The 26,318-nt window shown below is 45.4% G+C and carries 19 protein-coding genes and 4 pseudogenes; 5 read left to right on the top strand and 18 right to left on the bottom strand.

Annotation, left to right across the window (positions count from 1 at the left end; genetic code table 11):
- Positions 1–189 precede the first annotated feature (189 nt).
- Positions 190–468: pseudogene (locus AB4507_RS02585) on the top strand (gamma-glutamyltransferase); the annotation flags it as partial.
- A pseudogene (locus AB4507_RS02590) lies at positions 464–676 on the top strand (gamma-glutamyltransferase); the annotation flags it as partial. The pseudogenes AB4507_RS02585 and AB4507_RS02590, both read left to right, overlap by 5 nt.
- Positions 677–823: 147 nt before the next feature.
- Here the strand turns inward: AB4507_RS02590 and AB4507_RS02595 are convergent.
- Positions 824–1,882 (bottom strand): HEAT repeat domain-containing protein, encoded by a 1,059-nt coding sequence (locus tag AB4507_RS02595; RefSeq protein WP_017060468.1) that lies wholly within the window; start codon positions 1,880–1,882, stop codon positions 824–826.
- A gap of 87 nt (positions 1,883–1,969) precedes the next feature.
- A complete protein-coding gene (locus AB4507_RS02600) occupies positions 1,970–3,301 on the bottom strand; it encodes an anaerobic sulfatase maturase (RefSeq protein WP_017071217.1) in 1,332 nt (443 codons plus the stop codon).
- A gap of 137 nt (positions 3,302–3,438) precedes the next feature.
- Between AB4507_RS02600 and AB4507_RS02605 the strand changes: the two genes are divergently transcribed.
- From AB4507_RS02605 to AB4507_RS02615, 3 genes are all read left to right on the top strand, one after another.
- The gene (locus AB4507_RS02605) at positions 3,439–4,227 is read left to right on the top strand and encodes an SUMF1/EgtB/PvdO family nonheme iron enzyme (protein ID WP_017060470.1); all 789 of its coding nucleotides are present in this window, start codon (positions 3,439–3,441) and stop codon (positions 4,225–4,227) included.
- Between the two features lie 165 nt (positions 4,228–4,392).
- Positions 4,393–6,075 carry an alkaline phosphatase family protein gene (locus AB4507_RS02610; RefSeq protein WP_372182180.1) on the top strand — a complete coding sequence of 561 codons (1,683 nt, stop codon included), beginning with the start codon at positions 4,393–4,395 and terminating at the stop codon, positions 6,073–6,075.
- Positions 6,076–6,829: 754 nt separating this feature from the next.
- Positions 6,830–8,005 (top strand): threonine/serine exporter family protein, encoded by a 1,176-nt coding sequence (locus tag AB4507_RS02615; RefSeq protein ID WP_017064690.1) that lies wholly within the window; start codon positions 6,830–6,832, stop codon positions 8,003–8,005.
- Positions 8,006–8,317: 312 nt separating this feature from the next.
- On the opposite strand, the gene AB4507_RS02620 is transcribed toward AB4507_RS02615, so the two are convergent.
- The 16 genes and pseudogenes from AB4507_RS02620 to AB4507_RS02695 form a co-directional block, all read right to left on the bottom strand.
- Positions 8,318–9,301 (bottom strand): GTP-binding protein, encoded by a 984-nt coding sequence (locus tag AB4507_RS02620; protein WP_372182181.1) that lies wholly within the window; start codon positions 9,299–9,301, stop codon positions 8,318–8,320.
- 92 nt (positions 9,302–9,393) lie between these two features.
- On the bottom strand, positions 9,394–11,070 hold the full coding sequence (locus AB4507_RS02625) for an amidohydrolase family protein (protein WP_102319826.1): 1,677 nt from the start codon (positions 11,068–11,070) through the stop codon (positions 9,394–9,396).
- Positions 11,071–11,179: 109 nt separating this feature from the next.
- Entirely contained in the window at positions 11,180–11,791 is a 612-nt protein-coding gene (locus tag AB4507_RS02630) for a hypothetical protein (protein WP_372182182.1), read from the bottom strand.
- Positions 11,775–11,849 (bottom strand): annotated as a pseudogene (locus tag AB4507_RS02635) (hypothetical protein); the annotation flags it as partial. The pseudogene AB4507_RS02635 and the gene AB4507_RS02630, both read right to left, overlap by 17 nt.
- 92 nt (positions 11,850–11,941) lie before the next feature.
- Positions 11,942–12,226, bottom strand: a complete 285-nt coding sequence (locus AB4507_RS02640) for a hypothetical protein (protein WP_017062010.1) — start codon at positions 12,224–12,226, stop codon at positions 11,942–11,944.
- A 376-nt stretch (positions 12,227–12,602) separates the two neighbouring features.
- A pseudogene (gene tnpC, locus AB4507_RS02645) lies at positions 12,603–13,561 on the bottom strand (IS66 family transposase); the annotation flags it as partial.
- Complete coding sequence (locus AB4507_RS02650; RefSeq protein WP_102332858.1) at positions 13,462–14,202, bottom strand: YegS/Rv2252/BmrU family lipid kinase; 741 nt, start codon at positions 14,200–14,202, stop codon at positions 13,462–13,464. The gene AB4507_RS02650 and the pseudogene tnpC, both read right to left, overlap by 100 nt.
- Before the next feature lie 19 nt (positions 14,203–14,221).
- Positions 14,222–15,127 (bottom strand): LysR family transcriptional regulator, encoded by a 906-nt coding sequence (locus tag AB4507_RS02655; RefSeq protein WP_017059228.1) that lies wholly within the window; start codon positions 15,125–15,127, stop codon positions 14,222–14,224.
- A 78-nt stretch (positions 15,128–15,205) separates the two neighbouring features.
- Positions 15,206–16,600, bottom strand: a complete 1,395-nt coding sequence (locus AB4507_RS02660; RefSeq protein ID WP_372182183.1) for a BatD family protein — start codon at positions 16,598–16,600, stop codon at positions 15,206–15,208.
- On the bottom strand, positions 16,597–18,303 hold the full coding sequence (locus tag AB4507_RS02665) for a VWA domain-containing protein (protein WP_372182184.1): 1,707 nt from the start codon (positions 18,301–18,303) through the stop codon (positions 16,597–16,599). The genes AB4507_RS02660 and AB4507_RS02665 overlap by 4 nt, the downstream gene beginning before the upstream one ends.
- Complete coding sequence (locus tag AB4507_RS02670; protein ID WP_372182185.1) at positions 18,296–19,375, bottom strand: VWA domain-containing protein; 1,080 nt, start codon at positions 19,373–19,375, stop codon at positions 18,296–18,298. The genes AB4507_RS02665 and AB4507_RS02670 overlap by 8 nt, the downstream gene beginning before the upstream one ends.
- Complete coding sequence (locus tag AB4507_RS02675; RefSeq protein ID WP_372182186.1) at positions 19,368–19,910, bottom strand: DUF4381 domain-containing protein; 543 nt, start codon at positions 19,908–19,910, stop codon at positions 19,368–19,370. The genes AB4507_RS02670 and AB4507_RS02675 overlap by 8 nt, the downstream gene beginning before the upstream one ends.
- Complete coding sequence (locus AB4507_RS02680) at positions 19,911–20,873, bottom strand: DUF58 domain-containing protein (protein ID WP_372182187.1); 963 nt, start codon at positions 20,871–20,873, stop codon at positions 19,911–19,913.
- Between the two features lie 12 nt (positions 20,874–20,885).
- Positions 20,886–21,869: a MoxR family ATPase gene (locus AB4507_RS02685; RefSeq protein WP_017060007.1), complete on the bottom strand. Its 984-nt coding sequence runs from the start codon at positions 21,867–21,869 to the stop codon at positions 20,886–20,888.
- A gap of 130 nt (positions 21,870–21,999) precedes the next feature.
- The gene (locus AB4507_RS02690; RefSeq protein ID WP_372182188.1) at positions 22,000–24,408 is read right to left on the bottom strand and encodes a tetratricopeptide repeat protein; all 2,409 of its coding nucleotides are present in this window, start codon (positions 24,406–24,408) and stop codon (positions 22,000–22,002) included.
- A gap of 192 nt (positions 24,409–24,600) precedes the next feature.
- Positions 24,601–26,148 (bottom strand): arylsulfatase, encoded by a 1,548-nt coding sequence (locus AB4507_RS02695; protein ID WP_017060009.1) that lies wholly within the window; start codon positions 26,146–26,148, stop codon positions 24,601–24,603.
- Positions 26,149–26,318 lie beyond the last annotated feature (170 nt).

Below are 26,318 nucleotides of genomic sequence, written 5' to 3' on the forward strand. Positions count from 1 at the left end.
TTGAATTGTCATGCTTAACAAGCCATAACATTGGTCTTAACTATCCTTTAATAGAAAAACATTTAGTTTGTTTGGCGATTAATGTCAGAGCCGTCAATATTGTGTAAGAAGGCTGCAAACTAAAGAACTTCACTACCTTAATTTGGTCAACCTAAGAGCGAATAAACAGATACCTTAAACGGAGAACGCATGCGAATAGCGACTTTATCTTTAAGTTTGGTTTCAGCGGTCGGTTTCGCGGCTAACCCAAATCCTTTTCCAATTACGCCAGACGAAACTGGCGAAGAGTTTATGGTAAGTGCAACGAATCCATATGTAAGCAGCACTGGGTATTCGGTACTCAAGCAAGGAGGTAATGCAGTCGATGCAATGGTGGCGATGCAGATGACAATGTCGGCGGTTGAACCGGATATGACTGGGATTGGCGGCGGTACTTTTGCGCTGTTTTACCAAAAAGACAAAGACCAAGATTGATCGCACCAAACCTTACGACCCAACGGGTTTGCTCGTCGAAAAGAAAACCTACGCCGAAATGTTAGTACCAGAGTTCATGCAGCTCGGTTATCCGGTGCATGTCATTCCAGTCGTCAGTGGCTTGAATGCCATTGAAGTCAAAGATGGCAAGATCTATGGCGCGACCGACAGACGCCGTGCATCAAGCTCTATGGGTGAATAATAAAACGAAATGGGCAAGTAACAGGCTTGCCCTTATTTTGTCTTTAGTTGCTTGAACCTCGTCTAAGCAGTTCATGGATGCGAAAAAGCCAGTCGAACGTGTCGACTGGCTTTTCATTATAGGCTTCGCTAATTACTCATTAGGATATTATGAGCTTGGCGCTACTCGTTTATCTTTCAACTGATCAATAACATAGTCAGGAGCTACTTTACCTAGCTCACCTAAGCAATCATCGGTCTTTTCATTTCCGTAGCGCACATAGATATCGCATACCGCGTATAGCTGCTCTGGAGAACCAGAGATCAAATATGCTTTCTCGAACGATTTAGTCGACTTGTCGATATCCAACTCTTCTTGTAATACCCCATTTAGGTACCAGTAGTAGCTGTTATCTTTCGCTAGCTTCGCAGCCACTTCAATCTCTTTGGCTGCCGCAGTTTTGTCTTCAAGGCGAACCAGAGTCAACGATTTCGAATAATGCAGAGCGGCGTTGTTTGGCACGCTCTCCAAACCACGATCTAATACTTCGACTGCTTGCTTATCTTTGTTCTGAGCTCGAAAATTATCTGCGTAGCTCAACCAAACTTGCGCTTCTTTTGGATGCGTATTGATCAGCTCTAGATAAACCGTTTCCGCCTTATCCCAGTCATTGTGCCAACGAAGCACATCAGCAAACAGTAATTGGTACTTTTCAGATTCTTGCGTTTCCAAGAAGCTAATAAGCTCTATGACTGGTGGTTCAATTTGTGCTTTCTGCTCGTCATCCAATGCATTGAAGTCACGGACTAGGTTTGACGTTGCCGTATGGCGAACCATGGTATCGCTGTCTTTTAGCAAGGGTGAAACTAACGCCCAGCGATGTTCAAGTTGGTAAGGTTCAGAACCGATAACCGCCGCTTCACGAACTTCAGGGTTTTGATCTTTTAAGCCTCTTGCCACCGCCACCAGCGCATTTTGGCTTGGATATGAAGCAAGCTCTTGCAGTGCACCAGTACGATTTTCAACAGATTGATTCTGATCTTGTGCCATGTAAGACAACTGTTGAATGCGGGTTTGAGTGTCCGTCATTTCAAGCACTTGATTGATATTTTGTGCTGGCGCGTCAACCGTTTGTTGAACGCTATTCGCAGCCATCGCAGACGTTGAAATTAATGCGGACGTTGAAATCAATAAAGCAACAGCCGTCGCTAAACTCTTCTTCATCATAGTATTACCTTAAACTGGAGAACTTAGCCTGTCCTTAGACTCGTATCTGATTAAATTTATCTTGGACCTGTTGATCCAAAGAACGAGTTAAAACTTGGTCTCGAACGTAGCTTGTTGCGCCTGTTTTGCTCGATGCGCCATCAATACTGAGTCGCTGAATTTACCATGAGCAACCGGATGCCCCATCGCGCGAGCGATGTACGCCATCGACTTATCGACATGAGAAAAGAACTTATGCCAACCTGCACATAAGTAGTTCAAGCCCGGTTCGCCTGCACGAGTTTTGATAAAGCGGTTCTTAGGGCACTCACCATGACAAGCGAACTTGTAATCACACTGCTGACATTGACTGGTCAGTGTGCGGGATTTAGCAAAACCAAACTTTTGCTGTGGTGCGCTGTACGCCAAATCATCAAGTTTCTCGTGATGAATATTGCCAATTTTGTACTCAGGGTAAACATAGTGGTCGCATGAGAAAACATCGCCATTTGGCTCCATTGCCAAACCCTTTCCGCATATCTCGTTCAAGGTACACAATGGGTTCGGACGCCCAATCCACGTTTCTAAACTTGCTTCAAAATACTGAACAAACACCTTACCGATGTCGTTCTTAGCCCACTCATCAAATACAGAAATAAGGAAATTACCCCAAGCCAAATCCGACACACACCACGATTCCATGATCGAATCTTTATGGCCGGGGATCAGGCGTTTGTCGCCTTGTTTGAGCTGTTCGCTCACTTGGGATGTTTGTGGTGCAACCGTTCGGAACGTTTTCTGTTCAACGATAGGAATAAACTGCATTTGCGGTGACTTCACAACATCACGTAGGAAGCGATAGACCTCAAGTGCATTTTGACTGGTGAGGTTATTCACACAGGTAAGCGTTGCGAACTTCACTTGGTGTTTGTGCAGCAGCTCCACAGCCGCCATCACTTGTTTGAATGTGCCACGGCCAGCTCTGTTGACACGATAGGCATTGTGCAGCATTTCGGGACCATCAATACTCAAACCGATCAGGAAGTTGTTCTTCACAAGAAACTCCGCCCAATCATCATTCAGCAAGGTACCATTGGTTTGTAAATCGTTTGAAATCAATACACCTTCAGGTTGGTACTTTTTCTGTAGCTCAACCACGCGTTCAAAATACGCCAAACCTAGCATTGTCGGTTCACCGCCCTGCCATGAGAAGATAATTTCTGGCGTGTTTTGACCTTCGATGTATTGTCGGATGTAGGTTTCTAACGTCTCATCATCCATTCTTGGAGAACTGCCTTTCTTGTACTCCAACAAATCTTGCTTACTTAGGTAGTAACAATATTTACAGTCAATGTTGCATGCTGCGCCAATCGGCTTAGCCATGACATGCAAGCGCTTAGACGCTTTACCGTTATATTGTGGACCTTGAGTAATATGCATGATTTACCTACCTATTTTAGTATTCTGGACCCATCATAATTCCTATTCGATCAGGTGACATGTTATACCCTTTATAACCAATAGGAATGACCTTAAACGTTAGAATTAGACCCTATTTCGAACATCTGAGGCACGTGATGAAATTTCTTAATTACAAACAGTTAGCAACAATTAGCAGCGTCACCATGACTATCCTTCTGAGTGGCTGTGCAAGCGTGCCTACACACCCCATCGCCCAACAAATTGACCAAGAGATGGTGTTGGTTGAAGGCGGCACATTCACCATGGGGTCGAACGGTCCAGAAGCGACCAAAGCAGAGCGTCCTGCACGTAATGTAACTGTAGATAGTTTCTATATTGCGAAGTTTGAGGTGACTCAAGAATTGTTCGAATCGGTGATGGGTTCATCTCTCAGTTATTTCCAAAACCCACAAGTTCCGGTCAATAACCTTAGTTGGCAGCAAGCAAACTATTTTGTTGAGCAGTTGAATGAATTAACGGGTGAAGAATACCGTCTTCCTACTGAAGCTGAATGGGAATTTGCAGCCAAAGGTGGCAATAAAAGTAAAGGCTATACTTACAGTGGTTCCAATAACTTAGATGATGTTGCGTGGTACTCAGCAAATTCTAAAAATAGCGCACATCCAGTCGGGCTAAAGAAACCAAATGAACTAGGCTTATATGACATGACAGGAAACGTGGGCGAGTTTGTTATCGATGCCTTCGATGACACCTTCTACCGATTCGGTCCAACAGACAACCCTAACAACGCAAAACACAGCGACGTCGGTTTATCACACAAATCGGTTCGCGGTGGCAGCTTTGCTTATGACGAAAATGAATCTGAAAGTTACCGTCGTGACTTCGCAAGCCAATCGATCACTATGTCAGATATGGGGCTGCGTTTAGTTAAGGATGTGAACTAGCTAACGAAGCGAACTAACTAAAGATGCCGAAGGTTATGGTTCACTAATCGTCACCAACAATACTAAAAATACGATTCGCAATGCACACACGTTACAAATCTGGCCAAACGTTGGAAACCTGACCAAACATTAGAACTCAGCGGCAACAGTGAATAAGGAAACTCTATGCAATACACCAAGCTTTCAGGACTAACCCTCGCGTTACTCTGCGCTCTCCCAGCTTCAGCTGCGGAAAAGCCAAATCTAGTCCTTCAAATCACGGTAGATGGCCTGCGCGCAGATCTAATCGAACGATATAAGCACAACTTCGGTGAAGGCGGTTTCCGGTACTTAATGGATGATGGTACCTACTACACCAACGCAAACTACCAACATGGCAACACGGAAACGATCGTGGGCCATGTGTCGCTTGCAACAGGTGCTCCACCGAGCGTACACGGCATGGTAGGTAACGTTTGGTATGACCGTAGCGAAGAACGTTTGGTGTATAACGTAGAAGACGGTAACTACCAAATGCTGACCTCTGGTGCAGGTGTCGATAAAGCAACAGAGATCGACCCAACGCAGAAGACAGCACAAGGCGATGGCCGCTCTCCAGAGCCAATACTCTCCACCACGTTTGGTGACGAACTGACGATTTCCAATAGTGGCAAATCAAAAGTATTCGGTGTATCAGTGAAAGACCGCGGCGCAATCTCATTGGCAGGACACAGTGGTAAAGCCTTCTGGTTCTCCAAAGCACAATCGGAGTTTGTCACCAGTAACTATTACTATGACGAGTATCCAGATTGGGTATCACGCTGGAACGAGAAAGCGATTGCTGCTCAGTATTCCAAACAGAAATGGGAGCTCTCATTACCGCGTGATAAATACACGTTGCAAGAACACGATACCGAACACAAAGTGAAACTCGGTGACTTCCAACGCACCTTCCCTCATCCTTATGGCCCGGCAAGTTACAAGTACTACAGCACAACGCTAACCGTCAGCCCTGCTGGTGACGAAATCACGGAAAACTTCGCTAGCACCTTGTTGATGCAAGAGAAGCTTGGCCAAGGCGACGTGACCGATTATCTGTCAGTGAGTTTCTCATCAAATGACTACGTGGTGCACCTTTACGGCCCTGAAAGCCTAGAAACAGAAGACAACCTTATCCGACTTGATAAGACTCTCGCTAAGCTTTTCAAAACCGTGGATAACCAAGTCGGGCTAGAAAACACATTGATTGTGCTGTCTGCCGACCACGGTGTACCTGAATCTTCACCTGCGGCAAATGCGCTTGGTTTCAATCAAGCTCAATACTTCAATAAAGACACACTACTCTCGAGTGGTGTTGAGAAACGATTGAAGGATGAATTTGGTTTAACCAAAGACGCGATTCGCTTGTACGCACAACCTTACATCTATCTGAATCATGATCTGATCGCTGAGAAGAAGCTTGATCTGGCTAAGGTCCAAGAAGCTATTGCGGATGAAATTGCAAAAGTGAAAGGTGTTGCGTTTGCTGTATCAAGTAGTGACATTGCGGCTAACCGAGTACCGGATACGCATGTGATGCAGCTAATTAAAAACAACTACCACCCTGCTCGCTCTGGCGACGTGTACGTAGTATTTGCACCGCGCAGCTACATTAACGACATGGAAGGCCTCCAAATTGCCTCTACACATGGTTCTCCGTGGAAATACGACACTCATGTGCCTGTGATCTTTGCAGGCTACGGCGTTGAAGCTAAGAAGGTATCGCGACCAGTGACGCCATATGACATTGCGCCAACGCTTTCGAACAAACTGGGTATCACCCAACCAAGCGGGTCAATCGGAGAAGTGCTGCAAGAGATCACTGAGTAGACTCAATCTCTAAGGTTTCGTGAGCTAGATTTCGAATCCAGCACCCACTCAATAAAAGAGCCGTTTATCTGTTTCTGACTCACTAGGTCGAACCTCTTTTTTAGCCCAACTTTCTGCTCTTAAACCTTATCGACTGTATCCGCCCCATGAACCCACGGGACGATATTGTTAATACCTGAGCGCCGCAATCACACTGTTAGCGCTAAGGAACCTTTGAAACCGTCATCAAAGCTCACTCATAATAAGCTATTATTTACAGTAGATTTCGGTTAATTTTCCAAAGGCCATTATGAAAAACAAACTGAGTTTAGCAATTCAAGCATACTGCAACTGGATTGATTCAAACATTATTGAAATTGCTTATGTCGGTTCCATTCTAGTTGTGATTCTAACGCTCATCATCAATCTTATTTAGGCTTCCATTTCCTAAATATTAGTTTCCTTTACTCATTACCGAGCTTTTCTAAAAGCCTCAGAGTTAAATCAATCACCTCATGGATTTGGAGTTTTACGCCTTCAAATAGCTGCGTGAGCGGATCTATTTTTGAGGTTGCAGCTTCAACAATGACTGATTTACCTCAACGATAAACTGATAACCTCTCATTCAATGAATCCTATCTTTTTAACCATTGCCTTGTTCGTTTGTAGGAGCCCGTCCTCTATACACGACTATTGGTTACGCTTGAATGAGGATACTATTGAATTAGAATGCCCCTCAAACATATATCGCCTTGGTTATTGAGAAACAAACAGAATGAAACAAACAAATCATATCGAACAATGCCAGCAAGAAATTTTGAGCTTTTCGGACCGATTACATCAATCTGGTTGTGCGCCTTACTCGGTAGCTCAATACACTCAAGCTTATGCAAAACGCCAGAACATTGATGTCTCTATTGATGTGACCCCGACAAAAGTCATCACTATTTTTGAGCAACCCACGCAAAAAGTCGTGATGGAAAACAAAAAACCACCCTCGGTTAACTTACGTGATTTAGTCGCAACGCTTAAAGGGTTTTCGACTCATTCCCATTACGAAGGTTCAGAAACCTACTCGAATCGTACCTTGTGCTTTGCCAATTTATTGCTTCCGCCATGTTATTTAATGTTAGTTGGCAGTACTTATCTGGCGGTCGGTTTATCCATTATTCTGGGCGCTATAGCCTGGCTAGCACAAATTTTCCTGACTGGGCCAAGAAGCATTCTTGTCGAGTTCTTTGTCGCCTTAGTAGCCAGTTTTTTAACCGGTATGATAGCGGCACAGGTTCCCGGCTTACCAACATTGGCACTGTGCATTTCTTCCATTGTCCTTTTTATTCCTGGGTTAACCGTCACCAACGGCTTAGCCAGTCTTGCTCTCAATGACTTTCGGTCAGGTATCGAACTGCTTGCACAAAGCGCACTCATAGTAATGAAAATATTCATCGGCATTGTTATGGGGTTAGGCTTAGCCAACATAATCAATCAACCATTATCGGTACCGGTATTTATTGATGAAATCCCATTCGTTCTTCATGTCACCGCACTGATCGGGATTTCTGTCGCTATTGGCCTTATTTTCAACGCAAGTATGACAGAAATTCTCTTAGGCCTTCCTGTCGCGGCAATTGGCATGTGGGGGCCACATTGGTTTACTTCCGATTGGGTTGTAGGTACATGGGTAAGCACAATACTCATTACGCTTTACGGGTTGGGGATGGGAAAATTGCGTCACGTTCCACCACTCATATACATTATTCAAGGGATCATCATTCTTGTCCCCGGTAGTCGAATCATTGTCGGAGCAAGTGAGTCCTTCTTTGCGACCTCCATTTTACCCATTCCGAATATTGGTCTGTCCGCCTTGCTGATGTTTGGCGCGATTATGGCGGGACAAATCATGGTTTATTCTATATTTAGTCGTCATTTTGATTCCATCATTGAGGACTAACCATCGAGCTAACAATCGCTGATCAACACGCCCCAATAACCCACGATTGAGTCTTTATCTGCTTTTTGACGTTAAACGATTCTGAGAAGGTACTGATGAACAGAGTCTCGAAAATCGATAAGACTATTTTGTTTCAGATGGCGAGGGGAATGAGCAATATGGATTTGGAAAAACCGAATAGAATCGAAATTAGCCAATAATTCAATAAGATAAGGATGCTTAGGATGAGTCAATGCAAAGTAGGCAGAGGTAAGCTAGGTATAGGCAAGCGCTAGGTTGATAGGCTTGCCATCTACTCCATTTCCGTTCTAACTACGCCACCAGTGCGTTCAGTTTTTTACGCATACTCTCTTTATCAAGGCCACCGTTAGGTCCAATGAAGACTAACCGTGACGAACGAGATTCATCATCTTCCCATGCATCTCCAACCGTCACATTGGCTCGCTGACCCGTGCACTGAAATACACAGCGATGATCAGGACGATCGGTTAAATTTAAAATACCTTTCATGCGATAAGCATCAATTGAAAACTGTTGCAGTAGAGGATACAAACTTTGTAGATTAAGCGGTTTATCAGTTTCAAAGCTGAATGTTTCGAAATCATGGTTCACGTGATGACAGTGCTCATCATGACAATCATGGTGCTGGCATTCCTTTTGATCAGCCGCTATTTTGTTAGTGACAAAGCGCGTACTTTCAGGGGCATCAAATAAGATAGGTAAATCCACTTCGCCGAATGAAATATCAATCAATTTAGCAAACGGAGCTTGTACTCGGCACCATGCTTTGACTTGCTCTAGTTTATCAGCATCGACTAGGTCAACTTTATTAACCAGAACAATGTCAGCCACTTGAATTTGCTGCTTCGACAACGTCTCCATTGGGCCTTCTAGCCCTAAAATGTTTTCCGCATCGATCGTCGTCACGATTGCATTTAAAGGTGCGTGTGCTTGCAGTTCCGGATCTTCAAATTGAAGTGCCACTTCTTTGGGTTCTGCGATACCTGAAGTTTCAACAATAATATGGTCTGGGCGTTCCTCTAATGCGAGTAAACGCATTACCGAAACGACTAGTCCTTCTGCAAGGTTACAACAGATACAGCCATTCTCTAGGCTGATCATATTTTCACTTTCAGATTTAACTAACTCCGCATCAACATTGATTGATCCAAAATCATTGACGATCACAGCCATGCGCATTCCATTTGCATTGGTTAATATATGGTTTAGTAGGGTCGTTTTCCCTGCTCCTAAAAATCCGGCTAAAATTGTTACTGGAATAGGCTTCTTGCTCATAGCATGCTCTCTTTCGATTTTCGTTGTCTATATTTACTCGGTAAGCAATAAAAAAGGTTGAGCTAATGCCCAACCTTTTAAGTCAGGATAACTTAGCCAGTAACTTTGTTGCGAACCGCTTCACCTGGGTTTGAATCTAACAACATTTCACCAGCTTCAATGATAGGTGTCCCGTTTACAAGTACGTATTTCATGCCTGTAGAAAGGGCATTTGGTTTATCAAATGTTGCAACGGCTTTTACTTCATCAAGTTTGAAAATAGCTAAATCAGCATCTTTACCTACTTGAATACGACCTTTATTTGCCATTTGTGGCACAGCATCCTCAAGAATACGACATGCGTTTAAGCTAGTTCTTTCCATCGCTTCTACTAGTGTTACCGCTTTGTATTCCTCGACATATTTTTCAATAAAACGAGAGAAACAAGCAAGTGAGCGAGGGTGAGCTATTGCGTTGCTTGGAAGTGGCCATACATCACCTTCAATTAATACGCCTTTATCATCCATCCAAGGCATTGCATCTGAAGCGATAGCTGCACCTGGGAACAATACTGAACGGTCCATTTTAGCGCGATCTTCTTTGTTCTCATCGGGTTTTAAGAAGTGCATGACAACCACGGTACCGGGCGCTGATGCTTGTAGTTCAGTGACTTTTTCTTGGTTTAGTGCTTTACCATTCGCTTCCATGTAGCTAGCGCTTGGTACACCCCAACGTTGTAACCAATCGTCACCACGGAAAACTTCTGCGCCAATAACGGAAGAGCCAGCACCATAAGGATAAGCTTCAGTAGTAACGGCTAAACCTTGATCAATGGCGGATTGAACTAAATCGGCACAATCTTCGATATCTTGTACTGACGTGCTGTTGAGGTGACAAATGTGCATGTGTGCACCCGTTGTCGCCGACAGGCTAATGAGTTCTTGGTATGCTTCAAAGCTTGATTTTGGCTCTGCGCTGTTTAGATAACGAACGTGAGTGTAAGTTGGTACTTCATAGCGTTTTGCTAGTTTAGCAAGATCATAGTACTCTTTGTGGCCATAACCTGGTGCGTAACCCGCGTTAATACCAATGCCTAAGCCCCCCTCTTTAAGACCTTGCTCAACCGAGCCCAGAATTTGTTTTAATTCATCTGGGGTTGCTAGGGTATTTTGCCAATTGTTTTTAGAAAAAGCTTTCTGGAACCAAACAATCGTACCATCAGGAGCAGGCATCGTAGGTTCTTTTGCTTGAATACGAGCGTAAGTCCATGCTACAGAAGCGCCGTAATTAATCGGGCGACCTTCAGCAGCAGTAATATCGTAGTACGTTCCGATTGGGAATAGACCAGATTCCATCTCAAGAGCGGTGGTTACGCCATCGAATGCTTGAGCACGGGCAGCAGGAAGTTGTTGTCCGTGAGCGTGCATATCTATAAAGCCAGGTGCAACCACGAGACCTTCAGCATCGATGATTGTTTTGCCTTGCAGCTTTTTGTCTGAGATTGCAGCAATACGCTTACCTTTAATACCGACGTGACGAATTGCGTCGAGTCCAGTTTCAGGATCAACAACACGGCCATTTTCGATAACGATATCAAATGGCCCTTTCTCGTTAGGCATCAGTTTGATGTTTTGGCCAACCAGTTTTTCAGGGGCTGCATGTAAAACAGAGGCAAAAGGCAGTGCCGCAGCCCCAACCGCTAACTTAGTCAAAGTCGAACGTTTATCTGTATCGACACCATCAAGTAATACTTGCGTAGCGTCCAATTCATTTGGGTCGTAATTTTTCATATTGATACCTGTTATGTTTGTTGTAAAAGAATATTAGTTCATGATTGTTATGAAAACTATGCTGCATGTAGAAAAATCAATCGATTGACTAACACCCACCTTTCCATCATTAGAATCCACTGCCAACCGTTATATAAAACGCGCTGTCAACGTCACTAAAAGCGAGGTCTACCCCCATGTGTAACCCATATCGGCAAGCTATCTGATAGCGAAATCCAGCACCATACGCATCGACACTTTCATCGTCTGACAGACTGCCCTCTACTGTCGCTTTATCCAGGCCATAAAACGCAGAAACGGTCCAACGATTATCAATCGCATTATCGTATTCCGCGACAACACCCAGCCCAGAGGTCACCGAGCTTTCGCCCATAAAATATTGAATAACGCCATTGATAGCGTTATTCACATCTTCATTACTGGTCTCAAACTCTACCGAGCTCTGGCCAATAATCTGTTTCACACCCAGCATCAATGGTGTGTTTGCCACTCGAAACTGGAGCTGCTGAAGCGCAGCGACTCCCGAGGTTTTTGTGCCGAATTGAATCGTTTTGTTGTACGACGCACCTATACTGAACTCTTTGAAAATATCGAGGTTCGCCTTTCCAGCGCCAACGCCACCCGTATATCGAATGGTATCTTTTAGCCACGACGGTATCACCGTTAATGTCGGTATCAGAACCTGCGCCATATTCAAAGTCCCCACCATGAATAAAGACATACACGGGTAATGACTCTGAACCATTGATCTCCGAAGGACGCCAAATATTAAGATTCAAGCAATCTTCAGATTGCTCTTGCTAGGTTATTTTAAGCTGTGGGCACACGGCGCCAAATTGTGTCGCATCTATAGCGCTATCAGCATTGTGTTCTAATTGACGGAGTGACTGTGCTGAAAACGTTGTTGATCGGCGTAAGTGATTCCTTTAAACGCTTCAATGGATACGCGTTGCTCGTCACCTGCTAAGGTATTGATCACAACAGACTCTCTATTTGCGAAAAGAGTCGCGTCCCCGATGGATACTGAAACCTGCTCTGTTGGTAATGTCTGAAGCGGTTCTGGCTTAATAGGACGTGAGCTGGTTTCATCACTACCCCACGCAGAAAGAGCAACAGTGATAGCGATAACCATGAGTGAGCGATGCGTTAAATTCATGGTTGTACCCATAAATGTGTTCGGCCATCTGACCTGATATTGGTATCATCAAACCTGAGAATCCCTATGCTCAGCCATGCTCATTTCTGGAGTATTTGAAGTATTTTTCTTTATGGTGCGATATTAATTCACTCTTTAAATTTGAATAAATCGCTTATGCAGGACGTGATCCTACATATATTCACTACCGTGAGTGGATGTCGCTTTTTATTTATCACAAAGACTTCTTGTTGTACCTTCTTTGGCTGACTATCTAGGGTTGATAAAATTTCAACGGGTTCTTGAAACAGCTCTATAGGGGGTTGCTGTGACTCTCCTTCTGAAGCTTCAAACTCATCAAAGAACCCAAATATGTTATTAGAGTCCGATGGCATAGTTAGCACCAAACGTAAGTTTCGAGGCCAAAGCCAATATTGTTGAGGTCTGTTTTGACTTGACCCGAAGAGGTCCAAGGTAGAAGTGCGTCGATATCAGGCTCTGCTTTCGCGAGCTCTTTCATGCACTTGACCATGTAGTCTTAGAGGATAAGACCGTTGGCTTTTGCAGTCTCGACGATACTGTAAAGCATCGCGCTCGCCTCAGCACCGTTTGTGTGTTGGAGAATAGCCAATTTTCCCTGCCAATAACCAGCGGTTTAATTGCGCGTTCAGCGCGATTATTATCGATAGATAAGTGACCATCGTCGATATAACGAATGAGTTTAGGCCATTGCCCGAGCTAGTACTTTATTGCTTTGCCTAGTGGGCTAGAGCCTATCACCTTCTGGGTTGTCATCCATTGGTAAAGCTCATCCAGTATCGGCTTGGCATACGCTTAACGCTCTGCTTTTCGCTCTTCGGCAGGCGCACCTTTTAAGCGTGATTCTATCCCGTAGAGTTTTTGGGATTTAGCCAGCACTTTATCAGCCTTGCCCGATTTACCTTCCCCTTGAAGCTTCTTCGCGTCCATGAACTTGCGTTAAGCACCCCACATTAGTGACGTGATGCAGACCATGATAAGCCGTGTAGCCATCGGTTTGTAGATAACCGTTGTAGTCACCTAAAAAGTCCACGGGGCACACCCTCGCGCGACTGTTTTGATAGTCGTACAAGGCGATTTTTTCACATTCGGCAGTGCCGCTTCGGGCGAGTCAGCGCCTGAGCAGTAAAGCCACATATAACACTGCTTCTCTTCTTTGAGCACATTGAGCGGCGTTTCATCCGCCTGAACCACCACTTGTTGAAGTAGGTTCTCCTTCAAGGCCGCATACAGCGGGGCGAACTTCTCACTGACTTGGATAACCCACCTTGCCATGGTGGCGCGTGATAGCTCGATACCCGACTGGGTAAACAGCGATCATCAATCAATGCATTGGGTGCTAACTCTTGTCCTCCACCCGCTAAGCGACCATTACAAAAAGCACCCACAAGGATCTCGCCGGTAAAGCTGCCTTTGTCTATGGGCAACGTGCCACTGTAGGGCTTAAAGCCAAGTGCTTTCACCACACCTGTTAGTGTATACGCACCGCCACCGAGAAAATCTTTAAGCTCGACTGGCGTTTCAGCTGTGACTTCAGCACCAAAACCCGCCGCAGCGACATTCATAAAATAGCGGTCATTCGCACGCACGCTATCCACCGCAAACGCCTTGCCTTCCAGCGCTAGTTCAAAAGCACCCGAAATATCGTTAGGTATTCCCGTTGCGGTAGCAAAATCATTCGCAGTGCCCATTGGGACAAGCGCCAGTTGTGGTCTTTCACTGGCACGGAACAGGTTGAGCGCGTTAACGGCTTCATTCACCGTTCCATCGCCACCGACAACAATCAGACGCTTAACACCATCGCATATTGCCTCGCTTACCAAACGAAACATGTCCGACGATTCCCAAGTCACTCTAACTTGCAGGTCAATATCATTGTCCCTCGCCGCAAAGGTGGCTTGCCTTAATTCCGGGATATTGGCTTTCTTTCCGTTTAAAATCACGCGAATGCTGTCCATGGCTATGTCCTTGTATAGGCTAACTTGATAACTCTTTTGCTGCCGCTTTGATCTTAGCTCGTAACCACTTATGGCTTGGTTCATTAGTACGGCTTGGATGCCAAATCATACACATATCGAGGTCTTCCAACTCGAAGGGTAATGGTAGTGTTTTTACCGCGTACTTTTCAGCAAAACAATGCACTGATGAAATAGGCATTACTCCGATGTACTCAGAGCCTTCGATAACAGGAAGCATCTCTACAACGCCCGCTGCGCGATACACGATTCTACGTTTCTCAAGGTCACTATAGTGCTCAGAGCTTAATAAGCTTTTGCGCGCATGCCACCTAGAGACCACCACATGCTCGAGTGCTAAGAACTGTTCCATATCGATGGTATCGCCAACCGTAGGATGATCACTACTACACACCACCACCAGCTCTTCTGTAGAAATCACCTCGTGCTTAAGCATGGTTCTTCCTTTAGGCGTCATATCAACAATCACGTCGTGTCTTTGCAGCCTTAAATCAGACTCATAGTCTTCGGTAAACAGAGGATGAACCTCTAACGCGATACCTGGTGCGACTTGGCTGATTAACCGCATGACTTTTGGCATCATTTCGTAGCTCGCCGCCGAGACGCAGGCAATGGAAAACACGCGGCCTGAGGTTTTAGGATCGAAGTCTCTTGATGCGGATAAGGTGGAAGTAAAGTTTTTAAGTGCAGCGGCCATTGCAGGATAGATATCAATAGCGAATGTGGTTGGCTCTACGCCTGATGTGGTGCGATGAAACAGTGGCTCATCATAGATATCTCTCAACCTTGCAAGTGCTTTACTCACTGCTGGTTGGCTTATATCCATGCGATTAGCAGCTCTAGATAAGTTCTGCTCTTCATAAATAGCGACAAATATAGGAATTAGATTGAGCTCGGTACTTTTCATACAGTTCCATATTAAAGAAACAGGTTCTCCATAGTAGAGAACCTGTCGATTATGTTCGATGCGAATGACTAAAGTTTGCTACTTAGTTCTATCTTTCAAGTCTGGCAAGGCTTTAGGGATTTTCAAGCGAGCGGCAATTGAACGAGAATTGCTTGAGTTTGATGTGTCACTGGGCAAGTTACGTAACCCTTTCCATAAACGAGTGAATACGTTTTTATCTTCACATCCTTGTTGAAGGGCTTCGCTATCTTCTAGCCAACGCTTTTGTCCATTTGATTTACCATGTTGCGCTTTATCCAGTTGCACTTTATTCAGTTCTAACTGAGAGGTTTGGTTTCGCAATTGACGGTAGATAAAGGTTCTTAATGCAGCCCAATTACCTTGCTTGAGTAAACGACGTAGTACCAACCAACCTGGTGTTGGGCGGTTCGCATAATAACGTTTAACCGAAACAAAGCACGCCACACTGAACAACAGTGCCAGACCAACGCTAATAAACACTGACATGTAAGCCTTGATGAAAGATTGGACTGTGTGTTTGGCTTCAAACAGATTCCCTTTTATCACCACGGTTTCAAGGCGTTGATTTTTGCTGTCCCACCACTGAAATGAAAACTCTGGCAGCGTAAATTCACCGCCCTGCTGAATAACATAAACCGTCTCCTCAATTCGACTGGAACGGTAGTTACCACGATCTTGAGTATCATCTAAACGATTAGGTTGCGGGTAAGCTTGGTACTGCTGGGTCGATTCATTGTTCAACACATCTGGCAGCAACACAGAAAAGCTGTCTTTTGCCTTAATCGTGATAGTTCGAGTAATAGCATCGCCAACTTTTAGCTCTTCACTTGAGCGTTGCCATTGCTGCTCTATATCTACTTCTGTCGCAGAAAACCAAGGCGTTTCATTATCGAGTAAACCTGAAGGCAACGAAGCTTCAAACTTAATCGGCTGCGTGTAAAGCGTGCCGCCCACGTTTGAACCATCAGGAGCAGAAACTTGGATACGAACCGGCACGGTTGGAATGACAAACTCGCCAGAAGTCATCGGATAAAGTGTCACTTCCCATCGTTGACGCGACCATGTAGTGCCATTGACCCGTTCCGTGTAATTAGTCGCGAGTTGGTTACGTTGCTTAGCGATCACGTTAGGGATTTCGATACTGCCGATTCGAGTCCCTCCCGTTAACCAACGCGGCGTCGCCACCTCAATGTTCAGAATTACCTGCTCATTAACGCTCACTTTAGTCTGCGTTATCTTATCGCCTGACTTTGGCTTTTCCCCTACCCAAGCGATAAGCTCAACGTCACCACTTTTTTGGAGATCGAAGATATCTGCAGCAGAAACAAAAGTAGGGAAAACAGTGCTAATCAATAGAACCATCGACACAAGCAAGGTCTTGGTTAGTTTAAAGGACTCTGAGCGCCCTACCTTTACTTGAATCGATTCAAGAGCTAAATCATATCGACTCATTGCGTTTGCTCCTGTTTTGACGCTTGTTCGATGGAAGGCGCAGGATCTCTTAACTGAATTTGGAATTTGGATTTCAAGAAGAACTTAGGATCGGCTTCTACTCGCTTTAACCACTTGTCGGCAAGCTCTTGGCTGCCCAAGATTTCATTGGCGTTAAGTGTTTCCTTAAGCATCAATTCCGCTACCGTTTCTTCTTCAGCGCCATCACCCGTTCGCGGCTGATCGTCTTCGAGTTCTAAAGATTCTTCAGGGCCATCTGTGGTTCCAGACTGGCTTTCACTGGTTCGGTTTACCTCTTCGACAATTCCACTAAGCACAGCAAGATTGTTCTCCACATCCGTTCTTAGTTCTGGTGACAGATCCTCTTTCTCACTTAATGATTTCAAGAGGTCTCGTGCGGCAAGGTATTCACGCTGCCTAGCTAACGCACTCGCTGCATTGTACAAACCAAGGTCAGTTTTTGTTTGCAGGAATGCACTGTGAGCGAGCTTAAAATCACGAGCATAGTAATAAGCCGCGCCCTTTCGCATTGGGTCAGTAAAATGTTTGGCAGCTTGAAGGTATTCTTTCTGATTCAACAGGCGTTGACCTTGCTGATCGGGCGTTAACCATAAGTCCCACCACCATTGAGCTGTTTTGTCCCAAGTAGTAACCGACTCCACCACAACGGGTTTCTCAGCGGTTAAGTTGACTGTTTTCGCCAAAGTGTCTGGTGAATACATGCTGCTTGTGATCATCAAACCAACGACACACCACTGCACCAACCACCCTTTTCTGAACCATAGCAACATAATGAAAGCCATTGGAATAAGCAGTCCATAGCCCATGTCTTTCCAAGGCATTGAAGATTCGCCGTTGAGCTGCATGTTTCTTTCAACCGCTCTGTTCAGTTGTTGGATATCCGAATCATCAACGGTCACTTCAATCACTCGTCCACCCGTCTTACTCGCTAAGTTACGCAGTGAATCTAGGTCGACAGGGTTATCGCTCACCACATTACTGTTTCCTGCGGCGAGAATGAGCAACTGATACGGATTGTCGTTAAAGAAACTCTCGTACGCCCTAATGGTGCTTGGGTTTACACCATCTGATACCAACAGTACAGAAGAGCCTAACTCACCAGACAGTTGCTGATTAATCAGTGGCAGTGCTTCCTCTGCTGACTTACCTGAAACAGGCATGATATCGGGTGTGATAGCCGCTAGAAACGGTTCAAACACCTTGCTGTCTTGCGTGACGGGCATCGCCACGTGTGCGCTGCCTGCATAAACCACTAAGCCCGTATTACCGCCTTTGCGAGCTGCCAATAAGTCTCTAATTTTCTGCTTAGATCGTTCCAAGCGACTCGGTGGTAAGTCTTTAGCGAGCATAGATTCACTGTTATCAAGCACAACCAACATCGACGCTTTGTCTTCACCAAAAGGCGAAGCCTCACGCTGCCATGTTGGGCCAGAACAGATAATGATGGCGATAGTTACAATCACCACCAATAGCTTCAATGGCAGCTGCTTACGCCAGCCTGTTTCGCCAATCGTCAAAGCATCACGTAAGTGTGAAGGTAGAATGTCTTTCCACGTTGGTTTGGTCTCTTCTCTCCAACGAACCCATAACAGGAAAAACATTGGAATAAAGGCCAACAACCACAATGGTCGGATAAAATGAAACTGGGTAAAAAACTGTTGTATCGTGAGAGAATCAGGCATCACTCTCTCCTTTCAAATTCTTAACAGAAGAAGCGAGCAGCGATCTTCGGCGTATCGTTGCTAAGCTGAATGCGGTCAAATACATCACTACAACAATCGCCATCAAATAGTGGTGCAGCCCCTGTTTAGGGCGATAAGTGGTACTTTCATATAATTGTGGTTCTAGTTCACCGATTTGAGCGTAGGCTTTGGTTAGTTCGTCGCGGTTAAGCGCCTCAAAGGCTTCGCCACCAGACTCTTGAGCCACTCGTTTGATGGTTTCCATATCCAAAGCCACTTCACCAACGGTTTGTGGGTCACCCATGGCGATCACGTGAATACGAACGCCTTTCGCCTTCGCCACTTTGGCGGCATCAATCGGTTCAACAAAGCTTCCTGTATCATTACCGTCGGTTAGTACGATCACGACCTTCTCTTTTTCGTTGGCATCAACACTTGAATCTTGAACGGCAGCACTCTGCTTTTCGCTTTGTTCAAACACCTTAATCGCCAAGCCAATTGCATCACCTAAGTGCGTGCTTTGCCCTGCCATAGCGACATCGGTTTGATTAAGCAGTTCAAGCCAGACATCTTGGTCAGCTGTAAATGGCGTTTGTACAAACGCTGCATCACCAAAAAGAATCAAACCGAGTCGATCCCCTTTTCGGGTAGTCGCAAAATCAGCCAGCACTTCTTTGGTCGCGTCCAAACGAGATATTTTATCGCCCCGCTTAGAGGTAAAGTCTTGTTCTGCCATTGAGCCAGATAAATCGACCACTACCATCACATCACGACCTAATTGTTCGCGAACTTGCGGCTCACCAAGAATGGTTGGTTTAGCGAGCGCGCACACCACTAATGCCCAAGTAATAATGAGCGTGGTTCGTTGCCACCAGCTTGGAGTTAACTGGCTTGCACCTTCTGACGGTGCTTCCCCAATCGCTTCTACCAATTCTCGAAAAAATGGCACCTTAATCGCCATTTGCTTAGTTCGATAAGCTGGCACCGCAAAGTAGACCAACAACGGTAAAGGCAGCGCAATAAACCACAGCGGATGCGCAAATTCAAAACTGGCAGATAAAACATCAAACATTGTCTTGCCCCTCAACCGTTACCTGTACATTCGGTTTGTGAAGTTTTAGCCACATCATCGCGGTTTGAATTACCTCTAAACGCTGTTCAAAGCTCAAACGCACATTAGGGTCAATTAGGCTTTGCATCCATAATTCCGAAACTTCATCGGCAAAGAACGCATTGCTGTTTTCACTCGTGTTGGCGCTAACAGGCAGATAAGCGTTCAAACGGTTCACATAAGCTTGGCCAAACAACTTGGCATTACTGCTGTCTAGGTAACGAAGCACCACTTTGAGGACTTTAAAGGTTCGTTCGGTTGAGTTCTTGTCTCTTGCATCCAGTACCATGAGTTCTTGAAGCGCTTCTTTGCGATAACGGTTATTCCACCACCTTAACGCCAAGCGATAAGACAGATAGATAGCGACCAATAACAGAATAACGCCAAGGATCTTCCAGCCGATCGTTTGAGGAGCCCAGCTCACACTGTCAGGAATCGCTACATCGTGCAGTTCGCGGAGGATATAGGTACTTGGGGGAGTATGTTCAACAGCCATTTAGCGCCCTCCCACTAGTTTCTGCAGCTGTGATATGTGATTGCCCGACGTGTCTAATTCTATATAGGGGAGGTTTTTCATCGCCATCAATTTAGCAAGGGACAGTTTCTGAAGTGCCGCTTTTTGGGCAAGGCTTTCACTTGCGAGGTTAACCTTAGATTGGCTATCCAGATTAAGTTGAAAGCGACCATCACCCACCAACCAGTTTGCGCTTGCCAGATCTTGAGGCAATGATTGTTCTAATGGATCGGTGACCATAATGGCTAAGATGTCGTTGTATTGTTGCAGTTGCTTTAGTCGGTCAAGATGTTGCTCTTGGCAATCTCGCCAATCACTAATAAAGATTAAGGTCGATTGCTTTAATCTCATTCGTTTTATCAGTTCAATCCACTGGCTAAATCCAACACCTTCGCTATCGCTCACACTGACACCTAAGCTTTGATTCGCTTTGGTAAGATGTTTTAACTGAGCCAATAAGTCCGATTGAGAACGCTGAGCTTTGGTATGAAACAGTTTTTGGTGCGAGGCCAAAACGAAGCCAACTCGATCACCATCTTTCAGCACTCGCCATCCACACAATGCCGCCACTTCGGCAGCCACAACAGATTTCATGGTGTTTTGAGACGCAAAGAACATCGAACTGCGCTGATCGACACAGATCATCACATTACGGTCTTTCTCTTCGGTATAGCTACGAACATGAGGCTTACCCGTTCGCATCGTAACTTTCCAATCGAGATTACGGATATCATCACCCAATTGGTAATGACGTAATTCTTCGAAGTTCAAACCACGACCACGGAACAAAGAGTTATGTCTGCCCGAAAGTACGCTGCCCGCTTTTAAATGAGGTAACAGTGAAAACGACTCAGCTTGAGCCTGAATTCGCACTAACCTTGAATAATCACAATACAGTCGTGGATCAAGGCCTTGCGATTTGGGAGCTTGTGTTGGCTTCGCCATGACGCCCCCTAGTTATCCAATCTCAACATTATCGAGCAGTTCTTCAACCACTCTTTGATGGTCAACACCATCGGCCAATGCGTCGTAAGACAACGAGAATCGGTGACCTAATACGGTTGGTAACATGGCACGCACATCGTCCAACGTGACATGGTCACGTCCTTGCAACCATGCATAAGCGCGAGCACATTTATCCAACGCGATCGAAGCACGCGGACTTGAACCAATCTCAATCCATTTAGACAAGTTTGATTCTGGGTAACGCTCTGGCTTACGAGTTGCCATCACCAAGGCCACAATGTAGTTCTCAACTAAATCAGAAACGGCAATGTCTGGAAGTTGGCGCCGAGCTTCAAGTACCAACTCAGGTTCAATATGTTGTGGCGTGACTAATTCTGAACTGGTCTCGCTACCGAGTTCCTCACTGCGCACAAGTCGAATGATGTCGCGTTCAGCTTCATCTTCTGGATAGTCGACTGTCACTTTCATAATGAAACGGTCCATTTGTGCTTCAGGCAGTGGATACGTACCTTCTTGCTCAACTGGGTTTTGTGTGGCTAGCACCATGAACAAATCTGGTAGGATGTGAGTTTGACCACCCACCGTAATCGTCCCTTCCGCCATCGCTTCAAGCAGAGCAGCCTGTACTTTTGCAGGCGCACGGTTCACTTCATCGGCTAATACAATGCTGTTGAAAATAGGACCCGGTTGGAAATGCAACTGAGGCTTTCCATCAAGCTCTTGATACACCTCCGTGCCCGTCACATCAGATGGCAGCAGGTCTGGCGTAAATTGAATTCGACCAAAACTGGTGTTCAGTAGATTCGCCAGCGATTTTACTGAGCGAGTTTTCGCTGTACCGGGAAGTCCCTCTAAAAGCACATGGCCATTAGTCAATAACCCTATCACCAGAGCCCGAACGACGTGGCTCTGACCGATAACACTTTTCTCTGTTTGTTCAATCAGTTGGTTTATTGCTTGTTGCGCATGGTTCATAGGTCTTCCCTTAATTCAATCTGGCTGCGTACATCCTACTCACAAGCCCCATAACTATTAGTTATAAACGCGATAATTGGTTACAAGCGGAATAAGCAGCAAGCTCGATAGCCAAGCTCACCTCATCGCTTTATTTAAACCTAGCTTTCAATTGGTTAATGGCTTCCGGCGGTGCCACTTTGCTCAATGATGAAATACATTGCTCAAACGCCTTTGGTACGCCCGGTATATGACTGTTTCGCGCCAACACTTCACACTGGGCATACAGGTGCTGTGGGTTGCGGCTAAATTGGTAAGCCTTATGCAGTGATTGACTTGCCGCAAGCACATCCGATTTTTCCAAAGCCAATCCGTACACATACCAATATTGAGGGTCGGTTTGCGCAGTTTCAGCGGCTTGTTTAAGGTAGTCCGTTGCTTGTTCGTAATCTTTCACACGAAGCAGAGACAATCCTGTGCTGTATGGCAAAACACTCGATTTAGGCTGAGCTTCAATACCTTGCTTCAAGGTCGACAACGCTTTTGCCTCGTTACCTTGCGCTCGATACAAATCCGCTAAATTGGCGTAGCTGTTTTCGAAATAAGGCTCAATCTCGATAGCGCCTAGATAAAACTCAATCGCTTTGTCGTGCTGGCCTAAATCTCGGTAAACGTTGCCTAGGTTAGTACGTCCAAATCCTCTGTCGGCATTAAATTGCTGTATTTCAATGTACTCTTCTAATGCAGGCTTGATTTGGTCTTTCTGCAGAGGGTTCATTACTCCCCAATAACGCACTAATGCGCCTGCGGTTTCTGAACGAATCGACAATACAGGGTCTTTCAGTAGCGGCTCTAGAATTTGCCAACGGTCAGTGAATGGGAAACCAGACGAGCCTTGTACCACACCCAAACGGATCATTTCATCATCATGTTTCACCGCTCTTGCCAGCGAAATAAGCGTATTCTTACCCGTATTACCGCCCAAACGTTCTAAGCTCGATGCACGAATGATATTGCTTAAGCTAGAGTCCTGAGCCGAGTATGCCAACGCATCCTCTGCACCTCTGTGCCCTATCGAGTCAGCATAAAAGGCAACGGCAAAGTGCTGCTGATTACGATACTTAGAATCTGGGAACCACTCACCGATTTGCTTATCTGCCCACTGGTCGGTTTGATCTGCATGACAGCTAGTGCACACGTTCGGCGTTTTAATGTGTTGGCTAATATCAGGACGTGGAATATGCCAACTGTGGTCACGCCTTGGGTCGACCTCCATGTAAGTCGTCTCTGGCATGTGACAAGTCGTGCATTGTGAAGCTTCAGTATTCGCTTCGTGGAATGTGTGCTTTTCAGGCGTGTATTCTGATGCAATATGACATTGGCTACACACGGCTTCTTCCGCAATTTTTAGTTCAGCGGTATGAGGATCGTGGCAGTTAGTACATGTGACGCCTTTTTCAGCCATCACGGATTGAAGGAAAGATCCGTAAACGTAATCTTCATCGTAGATTTGACCATCGTTGTGGTAAAGCTCTGGGGTAATCAAGCTCAAGCGATACTTATCAAAGAAAGACCCGTTAACGTGATCACCCGTTTCATTTAACTGAGTACGACGGCTGTGGCATTGAGCACAGGTTTGAACTTGATTGGTATGGATGATGTCTTTTGGTTGCAGGGTTGAATTACCCTCTTGATAGATCCACTCTTTGACCGACTTCGACAAGTCGCGGTCAAAACCATAATGCGCCGAGACTGGAGCATCCTTTCCACCGTTAGCTTTTGCTAGCTGAGCCTTTTCAACGTGCTCACTCGCTGGGCCATGACACGCTTCACAACCAACATTAATCTCAGACCAAGTAGTGTTGTAGGTATTACTCGCGCTGTCGTAGTTTTTTTCTAGATTCGTTGAATGGCAATCGGCACACATGAAGTTCCAGTTTTGACCGCTATTGGTCCAGTAGAATTCATCGGTGTTGGTGGTATCAGGATAGAGGTGAAACCAGCGTTGACCGCCTTCGCCCTCAGTGCGAGAATCCCAAGCGAAAGGAATCAACTGTACACGGCCGTCTTCAAATTCAACCATGTATTGTTGTAGTGGTTCAAAGGCAAAGGTATAGCTGATTTTGTAATCTTTAAAGTGGCCGTCTTGCCCTTCAATATTGACCCAGAACTCTTCGCCCTTGCGGAAAAATCGGTTGGGTTTACCGTCATGAGTGAATGTTTGATCGTTGAAATCGCCTAATACAGATTCGTCTGTAGCGTGCTTCATCGCCATATCATGATGAGAGCCCTCCCACGCTTCGACTTCTGCACTATGACAATCAACACACGCTTCCGAACCGACATACGTGGCTTTAGAGCCGATAGGTAAAGCATCAGAGCTAACGTGCGAAGCTACAGAGTTGGCCTTTGAAATATCAGAGTTGATATTAGGGTCTTGCTCGTTGGCATAGGCGTTCAGACTGAACAGCGACAACATCAGTGAAGACAAGATTGCGGATAATACTGCGACTCGCTGGTGTTTCAATCCGTTTACCAGTGAGCACAACCATGCAGACATAACATTCCTTGTTTTTATACATCCTTATGCTTAATAAGGTAGACGTAAAAACAACGAATTTACAATTATTTAGTGGCAATGAGCTCGATAGTTGTGACTCATATTCACGACCGGGATTTACTCATCGGTATGCGCATAAAAAAAGAGCTCCTAAGAGCTCTTCAATCTGTTCAGTTTCACTCAAACAATCACTTACTTGTTATGAGATTCCTGAAGTTTTTCCATTACCTGATCCAAGCTAAAGCTCGCGGCTTTTTGGCGTGGCGGGTATTCAGCAAAGGTTTCTAGGAACTTGCCGACATACGCCTGTGCTGGAACGAACATATAAGCATGGTCTAACAACCAATCGTAGTATGTATTCGATGTAATGTCTGCGTTTTCGTATGGGTCCATACGCAGGTTAAACAGCTTAGGAAGACGTAACGTCACGAACGGTTCAGCCCAAATTTGCATGGTACCCGTTGCACGCTGCTCCATGAACACCGCTTTCCATTGGTTGTAACGAAGCGCCGCTAAATCACCATCATCGGTAAAGTAGAAGATCTCCGAACGACGGCCTTTCTCTTCTTCACCCGTTAGGTAAGGAAGGAAGTTGTAACCATCTAAGTGAACCTTAAACGTTTTATCACCGGCAGTATGACCTTTGAGTAGTTTCTCTTTGATTTGGTCATCACCAGCTGCGGCAACGAAGGTTGGCATCCAGTCCATATGGTGCATGATTTCGTTAGATACGGTTCCTGGTTCAATCTTACCAGGCCAACGAACCATTGCTGGTACACGGTATGCGCCTTCCCAGTTGGTGTTTTTCTCACCACGGAACGGGGTTGTACCCGCATCAGGCCAAGAGTTCATGTGAGGGCCGTTATCCGTTGAGTAGAAAACAATCGTGTTGTCTTTGATACCCAACTCATCCACTTGCTTCAATAGTTGCCCAACGTGTCGATCGTGCTCAACCATACCATCAGCGTAGTTACCGACACCGGTTACGCCTTTACTGTCGGCTTTCACGTGCGTTCTAAAGTGCATACGTGTCGCGTTCCACCACACGAAGAATGGTTTGTCCGCTTTCACTGCGCGATCCATAAAATCAAGTGCCGCGTCTAGTGTTTCTTCATCAACCGTTTCCATACGCTTACGCGTCAGTGGACCGGTATCTTCAATCTTGCCATCAGCGAATGACTTAATGACACCACGAGGGCCAAATTTCTTACGAAACTCAGGATCGGTTGGGTAATCTTCATTCTCTGGTTCTTCTTCAGCATTTAGGTGGTAAAGGTTGCCAAAAAATTCGTCAAACCCGTGTGCTGTTGGAAGGAATTCATCTTTATCGCCAAGGTGGTTTTTACCAAATTGACCTGTCATGTAACCCATAGGTTTCAGCATTTCTGCGATTGTCGCGTCTTCTGCTTGTAAGCCAATGTCTGCGCCCGGCAAACCTACTTTACTCAAACCCGTTCGTAATACACTTTGTCCCGTGATAAAGGTAGAGCGACCCGCAGTACAAGATTGCTCTGCGTAATAGTCCGTAAACATCATCCCTTCTTTCGCGATGCTATCAATATTCGGGGTTTTGTAACCCATGAGACCGAAGGTGTATGCACTCACATTGGATTGACCAATATCGTCCCCCCAAATAACCAATATATTTGGCTTTTCAGCCGCAAAAGTGGCGCTGGACGCGGCCATCATCGCTGTACCCAAAATCGCTAATCGACGTTTAGCGCCATATTTCGCTGTCATAGAAACCTCTTCGTAAGTTATTTGCATCCTGCCCTACAACGTATAGTCCATTTTTTACACATGCGCGAGATTCCCTAAGCTATTAATCTTTTTGTCATTTTTATTGAGATACGGATACAGAAATCATCGATAAGGTTTACGCCAACAAACATGATAAGGATCACACATAC

Source organism: Vibrio sp. 10N.222.54.A3, assembly GCF_041474095.1.
Lineage (GTDB): Bacteria > Pseudomonadota > Gammaproteobacteria > Enterobacterales > Vibrionaceae > Vibrio > Vibrio crassostreae_C.

Bases quoted from the DNA above. Each gene is read 5' to 3' on its own strand.
- AB4507_RS02595 (WP_017060468.1), bottom strand. From the start codon at position 1,882: ATGATGAAGAAGAGTTTAGCGACGGCTGTTGCTTTATTGATTTCAACG.
- AB4507_RS02600 (WP_017071217.1), bottom strand. From the start codon at position 3,301: ATGCATATTACTCAAGGTCCACAATATAACGGTAAAGCGTCTAAGCGC.
- AB4507_RS02695 (WP_017060009.1), bottom strand. From the start codon at position 26,148: ATGACAGCGAAATATGGCGCTAAACGTCGATTAGCGATTTTGGGTACA.
- AB4507_RS02665 (WP_372182184.1), bottom strand. From the start codon at position 18,303: ATGCCTGATTCTCTCACGATACAACAGTTTTTTACCCAGTTTCATTTT.
- AB4507_RS02625 (WP_102319826.1), bottom strand. From the start codon at position 11,070: ATGAAAAATTACGACCCAAATGAATTGGACGCTACGCAAGTATTACTT.
- AB4507_RS02690 (WP_372182188.1), bottom strand. From the start codon at position 24,408: ATGTCTGCATGGTTGTGCTCACTGGTAAACGGATTGAAACACCAGCGA.
- AB4507_RS02655 (WP_017059228.1), bottom strand. From the start codon at position 15,127: ATGAAAAGTACCGAGCTCAATCTAATTCCTATATTTGTCGCTATTTAT.
- AB4507_RS02640 (WP_017062010.1), bottom strand. From the start codon at position 12,226: ATGAATTTAACGCATCGCTCACTCATGGTTATCGCTATCACTGTTGCT.
- AB4507_RS02605 (WP_017060470.1), top strand. From the start codon at position 3,439: ATGAAATTTCTTAATTACAAACAGTTAGCAACAATTAGCAGCGTCACC.
- AB4507_RS02620 (WP_372182181.1), bottom strand. From the start codon at position 9,301: ATGAGCAAGAAGCCTATTCCAGTAACAATTTTAGCCGGATTTTTAGGA.
- AB4507_RS02660 (WP_372182183.1), bottom strand. From the start codon at position 16,600: ATGAGTCGATATGATTTAGCTCTTGAATCGATTCAAGTAAAGGTAGGG.
- AB4507_RS02670 (WP_372182185.1), bottom strand. From the start codon at position 19,375: ATGTTTGATGTTTTATCTGCCAGTTTTGAATTTGCGCATCCGCTGTGG.
- AB4507_RS02615 (WP_017064690.1), top strand. From the start codon at position 6,830: ATGAAACAAACAAATCATATCGAACAATGCCAGCAAGAAATTTTGAGC.
- AB4507_RS02630 (WP_372182182.1), bottom strand. From the start codon at position 11,791: ATGTCTTTATTCATGGTGGGGACTTTGAATATGGCGCAGGTTCTGATA.
- AB4507_RS02675 (WP_372182186.1), bottom strand. From the start codon at position 19,910: ATGGCTGTTGAACATACTCCCCCAAGTACCTATATCCTCCGCGAACTG.
- AB4507_RS02685 (WP_017060007.1), bottom strand. From the start codon at position 21,869: ATGAACCATGCGCAACAAGCAATAAACCAACTGATTGAACAAACAGAG.
- AB4507_RS02610 (WP_372182180.1), top strand. From the start codon at position 4,393: ATGCAATACACCAAGCTTTCAGGACTAACCCTCGCGTTACTCTGCGCT.
- AB4507_RS02680 (WP_372182187.1), bottom strand. From the start codon at position 20,873: ATGGCGAAGCCAACACAAGCTCCCAAATCGCAAGGCCTTGATCCACGA.
- AB4507_RS02650 (WP_102332858.1), bottom strand. From the start codon at position 14,202: ATGGACAGCATTCGCGTGATTTTAAACGGAAAGAAAGCCAATATCCCG.